This window comes from Psychrobacillus sp. FSL K6-1267, assembly GCF_038003265.1.
Lineage (GTDB): Bacteria > Bacillota > Bacilli > Bacillales_A > Planococcaceae > Psychrobacillus > Psychrobacillus faecigallinarum.
In genome coordinates this window covers 3,196,486-3,215,739 of record NZ_JBBOOR010000001.1, presented here as the reverse complement: position 1 = coordinate 3,215,739, position 19,254 = coordinate 3,196,486, and the positions used below count along the sequence as shown (strand labels likewise).

The following is a 19,254-nucleotide window of genomic DNA, read 5'->3' as shown; positions in this document are numbered from 1 at the left end:
ATATGAAAATAGAAAAGCTCCATATATACGGTTTTGGAAAGCATGAAAATATAGAAGTGGAACTTCATAAGGGGATAAATGTATTCTTTGGGGAGAATGAAGCAGGAAAGTCTACGATTCAGCAGTTTATACTGCATATTCTTTTTGGATTCCCACAGCGAAATGCACAGCTCCTTAGGTATGAGCCAAGAAGCAACACCACTTATGGCGGAAAGATACAAATCCAATCAGATGAAGGTAAGAGAGTCGTGATTGAGAGGGTAAAAGGGAAGGCGAGTGGAGATGTCACCTTATTTTTCGAGGATGGTACTCGTGGAGGAGAAAAGGAGCTTTCCACTATACTTCATTCCTACAGTCGAGTAGATTTTGAAGCTATTTTTTCATTTTCTCTGCTTCAGTTACAGGGCTTTGAAAAAATGACAGAGGAAGAGCTGACTCGTACACTACTCTCCTCTGGAACAACAGGAATGGATACGTTATCCAATGTGGAAAATCAGTTTGCAAAAGAAATGGGAGAGCTCTACAAGCCGACTGGTAGAAAGCCACTCATCAATCAAAAATTGGAAGAGTTAAGGCAGCTTGAAGTTGGGTGGAAGGAGCAAATGGAACAGGTGGAGAAATACGAGCCATCTATCCAGCGTCTAAATGAAATAGAGCAGCTCTTAAGTGAAATGATAGAGCGTGAGAAGGAGCTGGCGGGGCAACTACAGAATTATTCTCGTTGGAAACAATTAAAGCCACTAAAAATAGCTGAAATCGAGCTTATCGAGGAGTTGGATAAGCTTCCAATACAATTATTTCCACCGGAAGGGATTCGCCGCTATGAGGCTATTAAGGATAAGCAGACAAATACACAAATTGCTGCAGAACAACTAAACCAGGAGCTGCAGCTAACAGTTCAAGCTACTGAAACAATTTCACTAGAAAAGCTGAATGAAATTCAGGGATTTTTGGGTCAGGAATCTCATTGGCATCAGTTACGTGCCAAGCGAGTTCAGTTAGAGGAAGAACAGAACAAAACACTACAGCAACAGATGCAACAGCTTAGCCTAATTGGCATGGAGTGGGAAAAAAGTTTAGTCAGTATTATTGACGCAGATATGTCTATGCAGCAAGAAGATCGGCTCGTCACAATGCTTCAAGAACAAGAGCAACTGGACCATCAGCATCAGCAAGAAAGCCGTTTACTGAATCTGAAGAAACAGGATTCGGAGCAGCTACAAAAAAAGATACAGGAATCGAAACGCTCTCGGTCATCATCTAGTGGTCAAGGTAACGCAATGGGTATCTTATTTTCGGTAATAGGATTTATATTAGTTATTGGGGTTATCTTTAGCTTTCTTGCCTCCAATTGGTTTATTGCTCTCCTTGCAATTATTATTAGTGTTGTTGTCTATGGAGGCTTTAAATTGCTCGTTAGAGGGCTGAATAAAGAGAATGATGTCCGTCAATATACAAGCTTACTAGAAAACGAGCTAAGCGGACTCACTGAACAAATTACTCAGCTAGAAGAAACAATAATAGAAATAGAACAGAGGAAGAGGGACCTGAAACAAAGAGTTTCTGTATTTTTAAAGAAATATCATATTAGTGAGGAGCTTTCTCCTAATTTATTAACGGACCTGTTTAATCGTTTAAGAATGATTCAGGATTACCAAATTCAACTGGACCAAATGGAAGGTAAGTTAGAGGAAGTAAGCAGAAGCTTGCGAGACTTGAAAAATCGTGCTCAACATTTGACGAACTTCCAGTTAGCAGATGACCTTTTATTCCACCAACTACGTGAAATTTATTTATCAGAAAAGAAGAAGTTAGAGGAAGAGCAGACGACTATAAATAAAATAACGAAACTCAAGGAAAAGCTTAAGGAGCTACAATTGTTATTAAAAGCTCAGGATCAACAGATGACATTGCTTTTCCAAGAGACTGGGGTTACAACAGAAAGTGATTATTATCAAGCTCATTTAGTGTCTCAAAAGAGAGCTACATTAGAAAGAGAATTAGAGCAAGTTAGGATACAATTAGGCGATAGTCAAGTAGGTATCGATGATTTTGAGGAAGGCTTTGAAGAAACAGCTAGAAAAGCTCTAAATGAGATGAAAGAAAAAAGTCAGGTTCTTTTAGAGGAAAAGGCATCATTGCTATATGAAACGAGTCGCTTGCTCGAAAATGAGAAGCAAAGTGAAAAATTACAAGAATTAGAAGAAAAAAAATCCGAGCTGTATGAGCTAGTTAAAAAATGGGCTGCTTATAAAACAGTGACAGAAGCTATTAAACAGACATTGTTACAACTAAAAGAAGAAAGACTTCCGGAGGTTCTTGAAAAAGCAAAATGCTATTTTCGGATATTAACTAACGAATCCTACGAGCAGTTAGAGTTTACGCCTGACGGTCTTTTCGAAGCAGTCAAGCCTAGCGGAGAACGATTTAAGATAGCAGAGCTAAGTCAGGCCACAAAGGAGCAGGCATATATTGCCTTAAGAATTTCCTTAGCAGTTTCGTTAAAGAATAAAATTTCTTTTCCTATTATTCTGGATGATCCTTTTGTACATTTCGATCGAAACCGATTAAAACAAGTGGTACAATTAATGCAAGAGCTACAAGATGAACATCAACTATTGTATTTTACATGTCATGAGCATATGCGTCTTAGTTGGAATGAGGCTCATATAATAGAGGTAGCGACATTACAAGTTGGAAGTGGAGGGGTTTTGAGATGAAGGGAATTACACAGCTACGAGTAGGAGATCCTGTCGATCATTTCTTACTGATTAAACAATCAACTAAAGGTGTTACAACAGTTGGAAAACCATTTATGTCACTTGTACTGCAGGATAAAAGTGGAGATATCGAGGCCAAGCTATGGGATACCAACGAGGAGCATGAAAAACAATATGCTGCTAGTCAAATAGTGCGCGTTGGGGGAGAAATACAAGATTATCGTGGAAAGTTTCAGCTACGTGTAAAGAGTATTCGACCTGTTAAAGCAGATGAGACGATAACCATTCACGATTTAGTTCCATCAGCAGAAAAGTCAAAAGAAGAATTGATGGAGGAATTACTACAATTTTTCTTCGAGATGAAAAATCCTTTGATACAACGAGTAACGCGCCATTTACTAAAGAAACATCAAACAGCGTTTATGACTTATCCAGCAGCTACTAAAAACCATCATGATTATGCTTCTGGTTTAATTGATCATGTCGTTTCTATGCTAAAGCTTGGAAAATCCCTATGCGACCTTTACCCAACATTAAACAAAGATCTTCTTTATGCAGGAATCATCTTACATGATATAGGGAAGGTATTAGAACTATCGGGGCCAGTAGCTACTACGTACACAGTTGAAGGTAACCTGTTAGGACATATTACGATTATGGTGAATGAAATATCAAAAGCAGCAGAGGAGCTTCAAATTGATGGAGAGGAAGTAATGCTACTTCAACATATGGTGCTTTCTCATCATGGAAAAGAAGAGTGGGGTAGTCCGAAGCGACCGATGGTGCGTGAAGCAGAAATACTGCATTATATTGATAATATTGATGCTAAGATGAATATGCTTAATCGAGCATTGGATAAAACGAATCCGGGAGAATTTACAGAGCGTTTATTCCCATTAGAAAATCGTTCTTTCTATAAGCCTACTTTTGAATAAAGAAAATCGTAGAGGCCATGCAAGGCCTTTACGATTTTTTTATGGAAAAAAAGCTCCAAATGATTATTAATAGTGATGTTTAGCATAAGTTCCAAGGTCTTGAGGGCAAATGGAGATGTCCCCGAAAGAGAAACCTCCATACTTCCGTGGGTTATGTGTACAAGATGTTTTATAGGTTTAACGTTTTCATGTTTATAGATATAAAAAAGGGATCACGGCATGAGCCGCGATCCCTTATAGCAAAATAGTTAATCCTGCTAGTTTGAATTATTTTTCGCTTTTTTCAGTAGAAGCATCGTCTTTTGTTTTTGATTCATCTGTAGTATCGGCAGCTTCACCAGCATTTAAAAATTCATCAAGGGCAGCTTCTAAATCTTTATCCTTGATATCAATTTTAGCATCCTTTAATAGCTTAGCGATTTTTGGTAGTAATGCAGATTGGTCTGCTTTTTCAAGCTTCAAGTTTTTCTCTATTTCAGCTTTTTTGTCTTCATATGATTCTTTAACTTCACGCTTGTCCGTTACTTCGATAATATGGTAGCCAAAGCTAGATTTAACTGGTTCACTAATTACATTAGGCTCTAAAGCAAATGCTGCTTTTTCAAATTCTGCGTCCATAGCACCTTTACCGAACCATCCAAGCTCTCCGCCGCTTTCTTGTGCAGCAGGTTCTGTAGAGTAAGCTTTTGCAACTTCAGCAAATTCTTTACCAGAATCTAATTCAGCTTTAACTTTTTTAGCTGTTTCTTCATCTTCTACAAGCACGTGGCGAGCATTAACTTCGTTTTTGGTATTTTCATATTCCGCTTTAATTTCATCTTCAGAAACCTTTACATCTTCGATCATAGCAGCTTCTTGTAAAAGATTAAGGCGTAAATATTTTTTGTATGATTCTTCTGTGTATCCTTGTTGAGCTAGCAACGTTTCAAAATTTTCTCCTAGCTGTTCTTTATCAGCTTTTAGCTGAGCGTCTACTTGTTTATCGGTAACATCGTACTTAGAGTCAAGTACTTTTTCAATCATAAGAAGTTGGAAAGCTTGTTCTCCAATGGAAGCTTTCATTTCTTCATATAAATCATTTTGTGTGATGTCGCCTACTTTAGATGTTGCAATTACTTCGCTGCTATCAGCAGAATCATTGCTACATGCTCCTAATGCAAGAACAGATGCTGCTAATGTTAATGATAAAACTGTTTTTTTCATGGAAATCTCTCCTAACTTCATCATGTTGCAAGTGTAACTATAACATAAACGAAACAAAAACAAAAATAGTTCCCGTTCATTTGCCTACCATATTTTGAAACCACAGCATAGGATAAATTAGAAAAGGGAGGTGTTCTAAATGGGTGGACAATATAACAACTATGGCGGTGGCTATGGATCAGGTTCAGGCTTCGCTTTATTAGTAGTTCTGTTTATTCTTTTGATTATCGTTGGCGCTGCATTCATCTACTAACGAAATCAAGAACTGAGATCGCTTAGGCGATCTTGGTCTATATTTCTTTCAGAAATAAGAAATGACCCAATCATTTTAATGATTTGGGTCAATTTTTCTCTTAAACTGCGTAAACCAACTCAACATAGAAAGATACAAGAAGAATCGTAATTAATATATTAATGGTTCTAAAAATCTTAGGATGTTTTTCTTCTGGGATTTCTTTTGACATTACAAGCGCATAAGTCATTCGATTAATTTGTAGCAAGTAAAATGCCGAGAATAGAACTAAAGTAAATATAATCATGTCTAAACTCCCTTCATATACACTAAGCATATCAAATAAGGAGCAGTAGTTACAAGTGTAACATATTGCTAATAATTCGAAACAGCTACTAAAATTTGATAACCAGCGTCAGTTTCTTCAATAAATGCACTTTTAGGTGACTTGCTTAAATTCTTTACATAAATTAAGTCTATAAAACACATTCCGCAGTGATAGGCAAAGAGCATCGTAAAATAATGTGCAAAGGTTGGTGCTAGCAATGCCCCTATTAAAATAGCAGAATTGATAAATATAAAAGGAGCAATTAATGAAAATAAAAATCTATTTTTATTGATTGGATCGCACACTCTAATAGAAACGATTGGAAGAATACCATACCGTCTCTTTACGGTAACTTTAATATTATTTCGAATTGTAAACAATGGAATAAAATGAATTATTTTATGAAGCGGATAAACCATTAATACCCCAATAGCGAATAGCCAAAAGAAGTCATCAGATTTATGAGAATCATTTATAATTCCTAGTAAGGCATATGCGATAGAAAAAACGGCAATTACCATAATAGATGATAGAAGAAATAAACGCTCCATGCCGTATTGTTTTTTGACATTAATGGTTTTCCAGCAATGCAAGATAGATGCATCTCCTATAAAATAAATTATATTTCAGATACATACAATACGATGTTTCTATAAAAAATACAAGCTTAATAGATATTAAAATTTATAGAGCGCTTACATTGCTGGTTTAACGCTATTCTGCCTTAGTAAAAGAATCATCAATGTTCTGAATAGAACGCTCAAATATCTCCATAAAATCGTCGCCATATATATTTCGGATTACAGCCATCACATCCATGAACTCTGGGAACCTTCCATAAAGATCCTTTACAGGACGAGAGCCTTCAATAACAGAATGAGGAGTTTCATGATAATTTTCATACATTTCCTCTAAAAGCTGCTGACCTTTTTCAGTTACATCTACGTATGTGTTACGCTTGTCCGTATCTCGTTTAGAAAAAGAAAGTAATCCTCTTTCCTCTAGCTTTTTGGAAAAGTTAAAGGCAGTAGACACATGCATTACTCCAAATTTTGCAACATCGGAAATAGTAGCGCCTTTAAGGTGATAAGAAATCCATAAAATATGATGCTCATTAATATTTAGATCATAGGGCTTAATCCAAGTTTGCCAATCTTTTTCGACTGCCTTCCAAAGAGCTTTTGAAAGTTGAGCTATTCGCTGACTATATAGCATTGCTTCCTTCATCGTATAAAATTGATCAGTCATCTCGTATGCCTTCTTTCTGAGTTATAATCTTTACACATTATAGCAATAAAGTAAGGAAGTTGAAATAAAATATTTAAAAATATTATTAATTTTATAATAATTTAATATAGAAAGAGACAAAGAGAAATACGATTTCGCAATGCCGAACAATCTATTAAAAAAGATCTTCCTATGCTTACAACAGAGAAAAATGAAAAAAGGAGGGGAAAGTACCTCCATATTCTTTTAAAAAAAGTATGCCTTTAATCTAAAAGACTAAATGCATACTTCTGTTTAGCGGGTTTCTGCAACCTCATTTTTCTTAGGAAGTGCTTGCTCAAGCTGTTCAATAGCTGATTGGATAGAAGAAATTTCATTTTGTAGTTGTTGCTGGAGAGGCAGTGTACCATTTTGCCACTTTTCGACGCTTTCTTTTACGTCCTTTACTGTTCTTGGAATCATTACCTGTGATTCTGCCTTTAAGCTTTGTATGGATACTTTTACTTTACGTAGCTGATCGTTAATATCAGAGAGCTTTTCTTTGTAATCGGCAGATACGGTTTTAATATTTTCCCTAACTTCTGTACCACTTTTAGGGGTGGATAAAAGTACGGTCGTAGCACCTGTTAATGCTCCAAGAGCTACACCAATTAATAATTGTGATACTTTCATTCAAATCACTCCTTATATGTATATATTATTCCTTTCCTTTCCATTATTAAAACATAATATTGAATACAAAAAAAGCTTTCCTTGTAAAAGGAAAGCTTTTGGTATTTAAATAGTAAGTGCTGTCTTAAAATTGGAGCGTCTTACAAGTTTTCCGACAATCGGATAAATGATAAAAAACGCTATACCGTTTATAAAGACCGCTGGTAAAACGACAATTACGAAAAGTTCTGTAAAGACTGCGCCTGCATTGAAGATGAATATAGCAGTAGATAGGAATACAGTACCAGAGACTAATGTTCCAATACACGTTAAAACAATTGCAGTCGCTAATTTGTTTGCTAACTTTTTAAGTAATATCACTAATCCGAAGAAAACTAAAGCAGTTATTAACTTGTCAATAATATTAGGAACAAATCCTCCAGGGAAGGTAGAAAACAATCCCGATATAATTCCTGTAGATAGCCCTAGTAAAAAGACATTTTTAATTTCTGGGAATAATAATATTCCAATAAACATCATCGTCAACATAAAATCTGGCTTCATACCCCCATTAAAACCTGGAATAATAATATAAAGCACAGCTCCCACACCGACTAGCAACGACATTAGCACAAGATTTTTCGTATTCATTTCTCATCTCTCCTCAACTTTTCTCAACTATTTGGTTCTTCTAACGTATCCTCATGATCGTTAGCAAGAATCTTATTTATGATTGTAAGGCTTTTTCCTTATAAAAGCAATTAGTTGGACATTAATTTATCTGATAGTTCTTTGGCTAACTCTTGAATCATTTCTGATGAATAAGTTTTTTCTTTTGTGTTCCAAGTAAGCTTCAGTCCGTCTGTTTGATCGTAGCGTGGAATGAAATGCAAGTGAAAATGGAAGACGCTTTGCCCAGCTGGGGCACCGTTATTATTTAATAAGTTCATCCCAACGGGTCCGAATGTATCCTTCAATACAGTCGCGATTTTTGGGACTACCTTAAACAAGTTGCTTGCCTCTTCTTCACTTAAGTCATATACATTTTCCTTGTGACTTTTAGGAATAATTAAAGTATGTCCTTTAGTTAAGGGCATAATATCCATAAAAGCATAGACATACTCATCCTCATAAATTTTTGCACTTGGAATGGAACCATCAATTATTTTACAAAAAATACAGTTAGTCATGAAAAAACCTCCTATTCATTGTTAGGATGAGTTTAACATATAATAGGACAAGTTTGTTTTTCTTTTCTAAACATTGATTGAAATTGAAAGGAGATTTTTAAGGCAGGCTTTGGTAAAATTATAAATAAGAAGAATAGAGGTGTAGAAATGACTGTATTAGAAGTAAAAAATGTAACAGGAGGATACACAAGAAAGCCTGTATTACATGATTTAGACTTTTCCATTAATAAAGGGGAATTAGTTGGATTAATCGGATTAAATGGAGCAGGGAAGAGTACAACAATCAAACATATAATTGGAACAATGAATGCTGCAAAAGGGGAAATTCTACTTAATGGTAAATCATTAAAGGATGACCCAGCACTTTATCGCTCTTCTTTTTCTTATATTCCTGAAACCCCAGTGTTGTATGACGAGCTAACGTTAAATGAGCATTTAGAGCTTACAGCAATGGCCTATAATTTAGATAAGGACGTATTTGAGGCAAGAAAAGCATCTCTATTAAAAGAGTTTAGAATGGAAAAAAGGTTGAACTGGTTTCCAACCCATTTCTCAAAAGGGATGCGACAAAAAGTAATGATTATGTGTGCATTTTTAGTTAGCCCATCCTTGTATATTATTGACGAGCCTTTTGTTGGGTTAGATCCCCTAGGAATTCAGTCGTTGCTTGATCAGATGAAGTCAAGAAAGGACGAGGGCGCTTCTGTTCTAATGTCCACTCACATATTATCAACTGCCGAAAGATACTGCGATCGTATTCTTCTTTTGCATAACGGGAAAATTCGTGCACAAGGGACTATGACAGATTTACGAGCAGCATTTAAAATGCCTCATGCAACTTTAGATGATCTTTATATTGAAATGACAAAGGAACAACAAGATGAACAATTTGCGTGAGGTATGGAGTAAACGATTTGTTTTCTATATAAATGAGCTGCAGAAATATTTGAAGTTTATTGTTTCTGGTCATTTGGCTATTGTCATCGTATTTGCAATTGGCGCTTTAGGTTATACGTATAGCGAATGGCTAAACTCAGCTCCTAAGGATTTTCCCGCATATTTGGTTGTAGCTTTAATATTAAGCATCTTAGTTACATTAAGCACGCCGGTTACCCTTTTGAAAAATGCGGACAGCGTGTACTTTTTACCATTGGAGACCAAGTTAGGGGAGTACATACGACTTGCTCTTCGATGGACTTATTTCTCCTCAATATTTGTCACCCTAGCAGCATTTGTCGTTGCTATACCTTTATTGACAAGAGTGGCAGGTAGTACTAAGGAAGAAATCATTGCTCTATTAATTTTTTTATTAATATTCAAGTATTGGAGTATCCATACTGAATTCAACTTTCGTTGGGCTTCAAATGGAAGAGGAGTATGGGGAGATCGTTTTCTTCGCTTCCTACTAATATTGGTATCATTGTACTTCCTATTGAATGGAAGCTATTTATTTATGATTTTAGTAGTTATTGTGCAATTCGTTTACACAATGGCATGGGTTAAAAAGAAAAAAGAAGTTCCATTTCCTTTCGAGCATTTTATTGTAGTCGAGCAATCTCGTATGATGAGATTCTATCGATTTGCTAATTACTTTACAGATGTTCCGCACATCCGCGGAATGACGAAAAGAAGAAAATGGTTAGATGCATTCTATAAACTTGCCGGATATGGACAAAGGAATACACAGCTTTACCTAGTTATGAGAACTTTCATCCGTACAAATGACTTCTTCTATTTATGGCTGCGTTTAACTGGGCTTGCAATGATTGGAGCTATATTCATCCCATTCCCAATCGTGTCTATTATATTTGCGGCTGCCCTTGCGTTTGCTACCGTTATTCAGATAAAGCACGCTTTATTGTCTGGACATGAGTTTAGAATGGACCTATTGTTTCCTATTGAAAAGGATGCAAGAAAGCATGCAGTAGCTCGTATGATTCGATTCCTTCAGTTAATTCAGGCGGTTGCTGTTTTAATAGGTGTTTTAATCCAAGGTGATTATGCTTCTGTAATGTTCTTAATACCAGTAGCAGTGCTAGTAATATCAGAAGTGACTTTACGTATGACTAAAATTTAAATTAAAACCTCAAGTAATTGAGTATACTGCCCCGTAAATGTTAGACACCAAACTAACAATTGCGGGGTTTTTTTGTTTATATTTTTTTACTAGATTCCTTATTAGTAACAAGTTGAGGATGAACAGCAGACAGCTTAAGATAGAGAAACTTCACTTTAATAAAATGGGTGTTTGTAATTATGTAGGAAATAAAAATACAATGAGCTGGAAAATGTATATTTCCAAGCTCATTGTATTTCGCTTTCTTTAAAGAACACAGCCAGTTTTAATGTAATCATTCACAAATTAAAAGTTGGTTAATTTCAAAAAATTTAAAACTACCTAAACTTACATGTCTTAAAAACATAGGTTTCAGATTTTATCTTTCTCTATATACTCTTTAATCTTACGTTCTTCCCACTCTGCTCCTAACTTCCCAAGGGAAAGAGTTGTAAAACCATGTATAGCAACACCTATTCCCCAACCTCCAAGAGGATATAAAAACCATAAATAACTTGGGTCAGATATTATATTTATCAAAAAGAGCATTAGGTTAACTAGTACATAGACCGTTAAATGAATATAAAACGATTTTAAATTCTCTACCTTCTTTTTAGCTCGTAGATAAATCTCATCTTGTTCCATTTTCTCATTTCCTCCATTACTGCATATTTATACCTAATTTAAATTTACCATAAATACTAAATATTAAAATGGATTTTTAAAAATTATATATTCTCGTAAATATACAACTGTGGGGGAATCAGTATGATCTTTATCGGGGAGGTATGGCTATGTATTTTCCTCCCATCTACTTCTTTATAATCTCTTCTATATTAAAAGTAGGAATACTTTACTTAATATCAATTATTACCCGAACAGTTTGATATGGGGGTATAAATCTATGATAAAAATAAAAAAATTTTATAACTCAAAGTTCGGAGTGAAAAGAATGAGAAATGAACAAACTGCTAATAAAATTGAGACTTTGTAGTCCGAGGGAATATCAGCTTATGCTGAAAAGTATATGCAAATTACGTAATTAATGAAGCTACTCAGCTTACTAGCAAGATATATAATGGTAATTACTATTCATAGATTCTTTAAGGACCGGAATTCTTGGAACTCGGGAGCTTAAGTTAAACTGTGTAGGACAATGTGTGGAATATAGACTATTATCTTGTTGTTAAAGATTTATATAAGGAAACGCTAATTACTTAGGTGGTAAACTAATAATGCTAGTTACCACCTAAATAAAAACTTCTATAAGTACTCGCCTTCTCATTAATTTGCCTAATCGTTTATTACTCTTCCTCTGATTTGGAACGATAGGTAGATTTATATGGGGCGCTTGTGAAAAGCTGTTGCTTATCTGCTACGCTTGTGAAGTCTAGAGTAACTGATTTTTCCCATGTTTCGTAGCTGCTTGCTCCTGTCCATTCTGATAAAATGATGTACGTGTCTGATTTTAAAGGCTTTAGCACTCTTAATGCTATAAAACCGGGATTTGATTGCACTGTAGGGGATAAATTTGTATATTGGTACTCAAAAATAGACTTACCTTCGTCCGATACTGGTACATGCTGAAGGACAAAGTAGCCATTCTCACTAAAATTACCGAGCGTTTCTAAAATTTCATAAACACGAGGGACTTGGAAGACGGACTTTCCAGATGTTTCTTGTATGAGGACAGAGTTTCCTGCACCATGTAAAATATACAAATCCTCTTTTGGATTTTTATCTTTAATGGATTGCATGAATTCAGGTGTTCCAGATGTCATGTATAATTTCATATAATTTCCTCCTAAATATTTTGTATTTATACTTTTCCCCAATTTTGCAAATTTAAAAACTTTCATTTCAAAGTAAGGTTTGAAATCAGGACAAATTTATGACAATTACCGTATATAACTATACATTAATTAAAGAAACGTCTATAGTTGAATCGTATATTTGAAACGGGATGTAATCGTTATCAAAGCAATTAAAAAGATTTTTTTTTTACATTGTAGTAAAGTATGAAGAGAATTCATCGTAAAAACATTAGGTCTAAAATAACATGTTATCAAGAAAGGCAGGAAATGAAATGACGACTTTTAATGACACACTTTTACGTGCAGCGCGCGGGGAAAAAGTGGAACATACTCCTGTATGGTATATGAGACAAGCAGGCAGGTCCCAACCAGAGTACAGAAAAATTAAAGAGAAATACTCTTTAGAGCAAATTACTCACGAGCCAGAGCTTTGCGCGTATGTAACACGCCTACCAGTAGAAAACTATAACGTGGATGCAGCGATACTTTATAAAGATATTGTAACTCCGCTTGTAGGAATTGGAGTAGATGTAAAAATAAAATCAGGTGTTGGGCCGGTCATTTCAAATCCAATACGCACAGTGCAAGACGTGGCGAATCTAGGCGAGTTCTCTCCAGAAGATCACGTACCATTTGTACTAGATACTATTAAATTATTGACTACTGAACAATTAAGTGTTCCTCTAATTGGTTTTGCTGGTGCTCCATTCACTTTAGCGAGCTACATGATTGAGGGAGGACCTTCCAGAAGCTACAACAAAACGAAAGCATTTATGGTGTCTGAGCCACAAGCATGGTTTGCTTTAATGGACAAGCTTGCCGATATGATTGTTGTGTACATAAAAGCACAGGTTAAAGCGGGAGCTAAGGCTATTCAAATTTTTGATTCGTGGGTTGGTGCATTAAACGTAGCAGATTATCGTATTTTCATCAAACCGATTATGACACGTATCTTTTCAGAACTGCGTGAAACAGGCGTTCCTTTAATCACATTTGGTGTAGGAGCAAGCCACTTAGCAATGGAATGGCATGACCTACCTGTAGACGTGGTGGGAATCGACTGGCGTTTATCCATCGAAGAAGCCCGTGCAAAAGGACTAACTAAACCTTTAATGGGTAATTTAGATCCTTCTTATCTAATTGGGGAATGGGCGGAAATTGAAAAACGTGCAAAACTGATTATTGAACAAGGTGTGGCTCATCCAAGTCATATATTTAACCTTGGACACGGAGTATTCCCTGAAGTAGATCCTGATGTCTTAAAACGCTTAACTGCTCTTATCCATGATTATAGTAGAGAACTTATTTCAGCGAAATCTAATTAAAAAATTTAGAGGTGAGAATTATGAAGAAAACAATGGGACTATTAGTAATGGCATATGGAACACCATACGAGGAAGCGGATATTGAACGTTACTATACGCATATTCGTCATGGTCGCAAACCAAGTGAAGAACAATTAGATGATTTAACAGGTCGCTATAAAGCAATTGGAGGTATTTCTCCACTTGCAAAAATCACGGAAAACCAAGCAAAAGGTCTTTGCAACCGTTTAAATGAAGTACAAGATGAAATCGAATTTAAACTATATATAGGTTTAAAGCATATTGAGCCGTTCTTAGAAGACGCAGTTGCAGAAATGCATAAAGATGGAATTACAGAAGCAGTTTCCATCGTATTAGCTCCACATTTCTCTACGTTCTCTATTAAATCCTATAATGGACGTATTAAAGAAGAAGCAGAAAAACTTGGCAACCTAAAAATTACTTCAGTAGAAAGCTGGTATACAGAGCCTAAGTTTATCCAGTATTGGAGCGATAAAGTAAGCGAGGCATTTGCAAAAATGTCAGAAGAGCAACGTGAAAAAGCTTGTTTAATCGTATCTGCTCACTCTCTACCTGAAAAAATTAAGACAATGGGAGATCCATACGAAGATCAACTAAAAGAAACTGCAGAACTAATCGCAGAGGCTGCTGGCGTGAAAAATTATGCAGTGGGCTGGCAAAGTGCAGGTCAAACACCAGAGCCATGGATTGGGCCAGATGTGCAAGACTTAACTCATGATTTATACAAGGAAAAGGGTTACACAACATTTGTTTATACTCCAGTAGGATTTGTTGCAGAACACTTAGAAGTTCTTTACGACAATGATTACGAATGTAAAGTAGTTTGTGATGAAATTGGTGCTAATTATGTGCGTCCTGCTATGCCGAACGACCAACCTCAATTTATTGATGCGATGGCAGATGTAGTACTTAAGCATTTAAAAGCTTAGTCGAAAAAACGATAAGTAAATAAAATGCTCTAAAAGTTGATAGCTTTTAGAGCATTTTTAATAAGTGGAGTAGAAGAAACTACATATAACGGTATACGATCACTGGGGTAAAAAGAACAGCTGCTGTAAATAATTATATTGCCAATCTAGGAGGATTATACGAATGAAAAAGACAATTATGGTGCTTGCGCTACTAGTAGCTTTCACGCTAGTCGGATGTGGAGAGAAGGAAGAAACTCATACAAGTACGAGCCATCAAGGAACATTGGATGAGGTTATTGTAGAAATTCAAACACCTGAGAAGTTACAGGTAGGTGAAGAGGTAGTTCTTTCTGCAAAAGTGACACAAAGTAAGGAAGCCGTAAATGATGCAGACTCTGTGGAGTTTGAAGTTTGGGAATCAGGATTGCGTGAAGAAGGACATATGGTAGAAGGAATACTTACAGAAGATGGTGTTTATGAAGCGAATTTTACCTTTGATCATGACGGAGTTTATTATATGTTTGCTCATACAACAGCAAGAGGTCTTCACGTAATGCCAAAACAAGAGCTTACCGTTGGAAATCCAGATATGAGTAAAGTGTTACCAGATGATAGCGATAACTCGATGAATCATATGGAGCATAGTGATGGAAATCATTAAATAATACTTGCATAAATAAAAAATAGAGAGTATTATAATGACTAGTTGACCGAGATGGTTTTCTAGTCATTTTTTTAGTGAGGGGGTAACCAAATGGACCGTAAACAGGAAATTTTACTAGCTGCCAATAAGTCCTTTTCTCTTTTCGGATATAAAGCTACTACAATGGAGCAGATTGCAAAGATTGCAAATGTAGGAAAAGGTACTATTTATAATTTTTTTGAAAATAAGGAAGTCTTATTTCAAGAAATTGTTCTCCGCATGATCGAAGAGATGAAGCAGGAGGCTCTTAATGTAATTATTGAAGAAGCACCTTTCCAACAAAATGCTCATGCTGCTCTAATGAAGATGCTTGAGTTCCGAGAAACTCATCAATTGTACGCTAAAATAATTGATGAAGAAACACAATGGAAAACCCCAGCAGTAAAACAAGTAATTGGACAAGTCGAACAAGCTATTGTTTCGTTCATAGGCGAAAAGATTAATAAGTATGTGCAAAAAGGTGAAATCCGAAAAGTAAACGAAGAACTTGTAGCATATTTATTATTAAAGGCATACGTTGGATTTGTGAATGACTGGAATTTAACCCATGATGATTCTTTAACCGAAGAAGAGATAGCTAACTTCTTTCAAGACACAATTTTTCGCAGTCTCGCAATTTGAGACTCATTTTTTTAGCATATAATGACCAAATGGACATATTGGTCATACAGTATTAGGAGGTATTTAAATGATAAAATCGGAATGGAAAAGTATTTTTAAAAACAAAAAGTTATTGATTTCAGTAATTGCTGTTTTATTTATTCCAGTGATGTACGCTGGAATGTTCTTGTGGGCATTCTGGGATCCGTATGCTAATCTAAGTGACCTGCCTGTAGCGGTCGTTAACTCAGATGAGGGAGCGGAATTCAACGGGACTGAGCTTTCCCTTGGTAAGGAACTAACAGATAAGCTCCGAGAAAGTGGTCAATTTAAATTTGTATCTGTGTCTGAAAAAGAGGCTGATGAAGGCCTATTAAACCAAGATTATTATTTATTAATCGAGATTCCAGATAACTTTTCTGCACATGCAACAACTTTGTTAGATGAGAAGCCAGAGAAAATGGTGATCACTTATAAAGCAAATGAAGGATATAATTTCTTATCCTCGCAAATAGGAGAAACAGCTATGGATCGAATCCGAGCTGAAGTAAATGAACAAGTATCGGCAACCTATGCAGAGCAATTATTTGATTCCATTACTAAGCTAGGGGATGGATTTGCAGAGGCATCTGATGGTGCTGGTCAACTAAAGGACGGGGTAGTAGAAGTTAATAATGGTGCCTCCAATTTAAAAGGTTATCTTGAACAATTAGCTAGTAGCACGATTGAGTTAAGAGACGGCACTAGTACGGTTGTAGAGGGTATCCAGTCGGCTGCTAATGGTTCTGTAGATTTAAACAAAGGTTTAGCAACGCTTGCTGATGGATCTTCCCAGTTAACGAATGGTGTTAGTCAAACAGCATCAGGGGCTACTGCTTTAAATAGTGGTATCCAAGACTATACTGCAGGTGTAGATAAATTAAATGAAAGTTATCAATTACTAAGTGAGAAAGAAAAAGGTCTACTTGATTCTTTAACTAAGCTACAAGCTAGTAGTTCTAAATTGAACGACAGTACAAATCAACTTGCTCAAGGTTCTGCTAATGTAACAGCTGGCATTCAAGCATTGTCTCAACAATTAGGCCAAATAACAGCTGCTTTACCACCAGAACAGTCTGCTGCAATTACAGAAACCTTGGCAAAACTAGAAGCTGGTAGTACTTCTGTTTCCTCTGGCTTAGAGCAATTGGCTGGTGGAACAAAAAATCTAACTAGTGGAACAGCTCAAATAGTTAGTGGAGCAGAACAATTGAGTGGAGGTTACTCACAAGCTCAACAAGGGGTTTCACAATTAGCCTCATCTTCCACAGCTTTATTAGAAGGTTCAGCAAGTCTTGCTGGCGGTACTAAGACTTTAGAAGAAAAAATGAACGAATTTAACGCAGGTATCAATCAGGCATATTCTGGCTCATCAAGTCTAGTGAATGGCTTGAACGAATTAGCATCAGGTTCTTCTCAATTGAAAGAGGGAACAGGTACACTTGCTGAGAAGTCGGGAGAATTAGCGGATGGATCTACTAAACTAGTAGAAGGTACACAGTTATTAGCTGATGGAACTGACACTTTACAATCTAGTTTAAAAGAAGCGAGTGAACAAGCAGGAGAAGTAAATGCATCTGAATCTACTTATGAAATGGTAGCTTCTCCGGTAGATGTTGATGTTATAGGAGTCAATGAGGTACCTAACTATGGAACAGGATTCACACCTTATTTCTTATCACTTGGTTTATTTGTAGGTGCTTTGTTAATTTCTATCGTATTCCCATTTGTTCAGCCTGTTATTGCTCCTACAAGTGGGGCTAAATGGTTTACAAGTAAAGTAACAGTTCTTGGTGCAGTAGGGATTATTCAATCGTTGTTTGTAGTAGCAGTGGCACTATTTGTTTTAAAACTAGAAACTCAAAGTGTTGGATTATTCATCCTTTCTGCAGTTATTACAAGCTTCACATACTTAGCGCTAATACAGTTGTTAGTTTCTATACTAGGCGATCCAGGTCGATTTGTTGCAATCGTAATCTTGATTTTGCAGCTTACTACAAGTGCAGGTACATTCCCATTAGAACTAATACCAGCACCGTTACAATTCTTTAATAAATTGCTGCCAATGACTTATTCTGTTCAAAGCTTTAAAGCATCAATTTCTACAGGTGATTTAAGTCATTTCTGGCAAAATAACAGCTTCTTGCTTGGATTTATGGTAGTCTGCTTGGCGATAACATTTGGTTACTTTATGTTATTGTTTGCAAAACGCTATTCTAAACAACCAAAAGAAGCATAATATGAAAGCCCATCTCTGTAATGAAGATGGGCTTTTTCTTATTTATTGAATCAATTTCATAATTTCTATTTATGTGAAAAGATACGAACAATAATACCGCATAAGTCGTGTCCTGTCATTCCACTCAACAGTGTGACAAATGTACATGTATTAATAGTATATGAAATTAACAAATATATGCTATGTTAAATGGAAAAGGTTTTTATCGTAAAATGGAACGGTGACACCTACACTATATTAGTTTCCGCTCTAATAGAATATTTAATAAAAATAAAAATAAGTTAGTGAGGTGCTCAAAATTATGATGAAAATAATACCTCCTAAGCCTTTTTTCTATAAAAGTGGGGACAAGGCAGTTTTACTATTGCATTCTTTTACAAGCAATACGAATGATATGAAAAAGTTAGGAAGGTATTTGCAAAAGAACAATTATTCTTGCTATGGACTATTGTACAGTGGGCATGGTTTAACAGCAGAAGAACTTCTGACATATAGACCATCAGATTGGTGGCAAGATGTGCTAAACGGCTACCAGGTATTAAAGGATGAAGGTTTTGAAAAGATTGCTGTGATTGGTCTCTCTCTTGGAGGTGTGTTTGCATTAAAAGTTAGTCAAGAGTTGGAGGTAAATGGTGTTGTGACAATGTCAGTTCCAATACATAGGGAAGCTAATTTTCTACAAAAGCGTGTCTTTCATTATGCAAAGAGATACAAACAACTAGAAGGGAAGAAAGAAGCCCAAATAAACTTAGAAATAAAACACCTTCAAAATATGTCTATCGATTCATTAGTTGAGTTCCAGCAGCTAATTGATATAACGATGGATAAATTATCACTTATAACGTCACCAATCAGTATTTTATATGGTGAATTGGATGAACCATTGTATAAAGAGAGTGCAGAGGTAATTTTTCAAAGCGCAGCGACGAACCAAAAAATAATGAAGGGATATCCGAACTCTAAACATTTAATGACATTAGGCGATGATATTAACGAAGTTAACAAAGATATTCTTACATTCTTAAATGATTTAACATGGTAGTTTTAATGAGCCTTCAAC

The 19,254-nt window shown here is 35.8% G+C and carries 20 protein-coding genes; 11 read left to right on the top strand and 9 right to left on the bottom strand.

All coding sequences use genetic code 11. The features are described from left to right. The first annotated feature begins 2 nt into the window (after nt 1-2). Nucleotides 3-2,720, top strand: coding sequence for an ATP-binding protein (locus MHB55_RS16530; RefSeq protein WP_340863678.1), 2,718 nt, complete (start codon nt 3-5; stop codon nt 2,718-2,720). Then, nucleotides 2,717-3,655, top strand: a complete 939-nt coding sequence (gene yhaM / locus MHB55_RS16525) for a 3'-5' exoribonuclease YhaM (protein ID WP_144541771.1) — start codon at nt 2,717-2,719, stop codon at nt 3,653-3,655. Before MHB55_RS16530 ends, yhaM begins: the two co-directional genes overlap by 4 nt. Nucleotides 3,656-3,922: 267 nt before the next feature. Here yhaM and MHB55_RS16520 read toward each other — a convergent pair whose 3' ends face one another. Beyond that, nucleotides 3,923-4,858 (bottom strand): peptidylprolyl isomerase, encoded by a 936-nt coding sequence (locus tag MHB55_RS16520; RefSeq protein ID WP_144541773.1) that lies wholly within the window; start codon nt 4,856-4,858, stop codon nt 3,923-3,925. A 139-nt stretch (nt 4,859-4,997) separates the two neighbouring features. Here MHB55_RS16520 and MHB55_RS16515 point away from each other — a divergent pair, with 139 nt between their 5' ends. After that, on the top strand, nt 4,998-5,111 hold the full coding sequence (locus tag MHB55_RS16515) for a YjcZ family sporulation protein (RefSeq protein ID WP_144541775.1): 114 nt from the start codon (nt 4,998-5,000) through the stop codon (nt 5,109-5,111). A 100-nt stretch (nt 5,112-5,211) separates the two neighbouring features. Here the strand turns inward: MHB55_RS16515 and MHB55_RS16510 are convergent, their stop codons facing one another. The 6 genes from MHB55_RS16510 to MHB55_RS16485 form a co-directional block, all read right to left on the bottom strand. Further along, nucleotides 5,212-5,397 (bottom strand): hypothetical protein, encoded by a 186-nt coding sequence (locus MHB55_RS16510; protein ID WP_090570160.1) that lies wholly within the window; start codon nt 5,395-5,397, stop codon nt 5,212-5,214. A 68-nt stretch (nt 5,398-5,465) separates the two neighbouring features. Continuing rightward, entirely contained in the window at nt 5,466-6,011 is a 546-nt protein-coding gene (locus MHB55_RS16505) for a DUF3267 domain-containing protein (RefSeq protein ID WP_144541776.1), read from the bottom strand. 121 nt (nt 6,012-6,132) lie between these two features. Continuing rightward, nucleotides 6,133-6,666, bottom strand: coding sequence for an HTH-type transcriptional regulator Hpr (locus MHB55_RS16500; RefSeq protein ID WP_144541778.1), 534 nt, complete (start codon nt 6,664-6,666; stop codon nt 6,133-6,135). A gap of 273 nt (nt 6,667-6,939) precedes the next feature. Beyond that, complete coding sequence (locus tag MHB55_RS16495) at nt 6,940-7,317, bottom strand: YtxH domain-containing protein (protein WP_144541780.1); 378 nt, start codon at nt 7,315-7,317, stop codon at nt 6,940-6,942. 105 nt (nt 7,318-7,422) lie between these two features. Next, entirely contained in the window at nt 7,423-7,947 is a 525-nt protein-coding gene (locus tag MHB55_RS16490) for a tryptophan transporter (RefSeq protein ID WP_191697595.1), read from the bottom strand. 110 nt (nt 7,948-8,057) lie between these two features. Continuing rightward, nucleotides 8,058-8,486 (bottom strand): HIT family protein, encoded by a 429-nt coding sequence (locus MHB55_RS16485; RefSeq protein ID WP_151113022.1) that lies wholly within the window; start codon nt 8,484-8,486, stop codon nt 8,058-8,060. 147 nt (nt 8,487-8,633) lie between these two features. Between MHB55_RS16485 and MHB55_RS16480 the strand changes: the two genes are divergently transcribed. Next, nucleotides 8,634-9,383 (top strand): ABC transporter ATP-binding protein, encoded by a 750-nt coding sequence (locus MHB55_RS16480; protein WP_144539150.1) that lies wholly within the window; start codon nt 8,634-8,636, stop codon nt 9,381-9,383. After that, a complete protein-coding gene (locus MHB55_RS16475; protein ID WP_154310054.1) occupies nt 9,367-10,563 on the top strand; it encodes an ABC transporter permease in 1,197 nt (398 codons plus the stop codon). The genes MHB55_RS16480 and MHB55_RS16475 overlap by 17 nt, the downstream gene beginning before the upstream one ends. Before the next feature lie 351 nt (nt 10,564-10,914). Here the strand turns inward: MHB55_RS16475 and MHB55_RS16470 are convergent, their stop codons facing one another. Both MHB55_RS16470 and MHB55_RS16465 read right to left on the bottom strand, forming a co-directional pair. After that, nucleotides 10,915-11,187 (bottom strand): 2TM domain-containing protein, encoded by a 273-nt coding sequence (locus tag MHB55_RS16470; protein ID WP_144539146.1) that lies wholly within the window; start codon nt 11,185-11,187, stop codon nt 10,915-10,917. 659 nt (nt 11,188-11,846) lie between these two features. Further along, entirely contained in the window at nt 11,847-12,335 is a 489-nt protein-coding gene (locus MHB55_RS16465) for an antibiotic biosynthesis monooxygenase family protein (RefSeq protein WP_144539144.1), read from the bottom strand. 293 nt (nt 12,336-12,628) lie between these two features. Here MHB55_RS16465 and hemE point away from each other — a divergent pair, with 293 nt between their 5' ends. The 6 genes from hemE to MHB55_RS16435 all read left to right on the top strand — a co-directional run bounded on the left by hemE (nt 12,629) and on the right by MHB55_RS16435 (nt 19,236). Continuing rightward, nucleotides 12,629-13,681: a uroporphyrinogen decarboxylase gene (gene hemE / locus MHB55_RS16460; RefSeq protein ID WP_144539187.1), complete on the top strand. Its 1,053-nt coding sequence runs from the start codon at nt 12,629-12,631 to the stop codon at nt 13,679-13,681. A gap of 17 nt (nt 13,682-13,698) precedes the next feature. After that, nucleotides 13,699-14,631 (top strand): ferrochelatase, encoded by a 933-nt coding sequence (gene hemH / locus MHB55_RS16455; protein ID WP_144539186.1) that lies wholly within the window; start codon nt 13,699-13,701, stop codon nt 14,629-14,631. Between the two features lie 163 nt (nt 14,632-14,794). Beyond that, a complete protein-coding gene (locus tag MHB55_RS16450) occupies nt 14,795-15,274 on the top strand; it encodes a FixH family protein (protein WP_144539142.1) in 480 nt (159 codons plus the stop codon). A gap of 93 nt (nt 15,275-15,367) precedes the next feature. Then, nucleotides 15,368-15,937: a TetR/AcrR family transcriptional regulator gene (locus tag MHB55_RS16445; protein ID WP_144539141.1), complete on the top strand. Its 570-nt coding sequence runs from the start codon at nt 15,368-15,370 to the stop codon at nt 15,935-15,937. 67 nt (nt 15,938-16,004) lie between these two features. Then, the gene (locus MHB55_RS16440; protein WP_340863677.1) at nt 16,005-18,194 is read left to right on the top strand and encodes a YhgE/Pip domain-containing protein; all 2,190 of its coding nucleotides are present in this window, start codon (nt 16,005-16,007) and stop codon (nt 18,192-18,194) included. 301 nt (nt 18,195-18,495) lie between these two features. Beyond that, a complete protein-coding gene (locus tag MHB55_RS16435) occupies nt 18,496-19,236 on the top strand; it encodes an alpha/beta hydrolase (RefSeq protein ID WP_340863676.1) in 741 nt (246 codons plus the stop codon). The last annotated feature ends 18 nt before the right edge of the window (nt 19,237-19,254 follow it).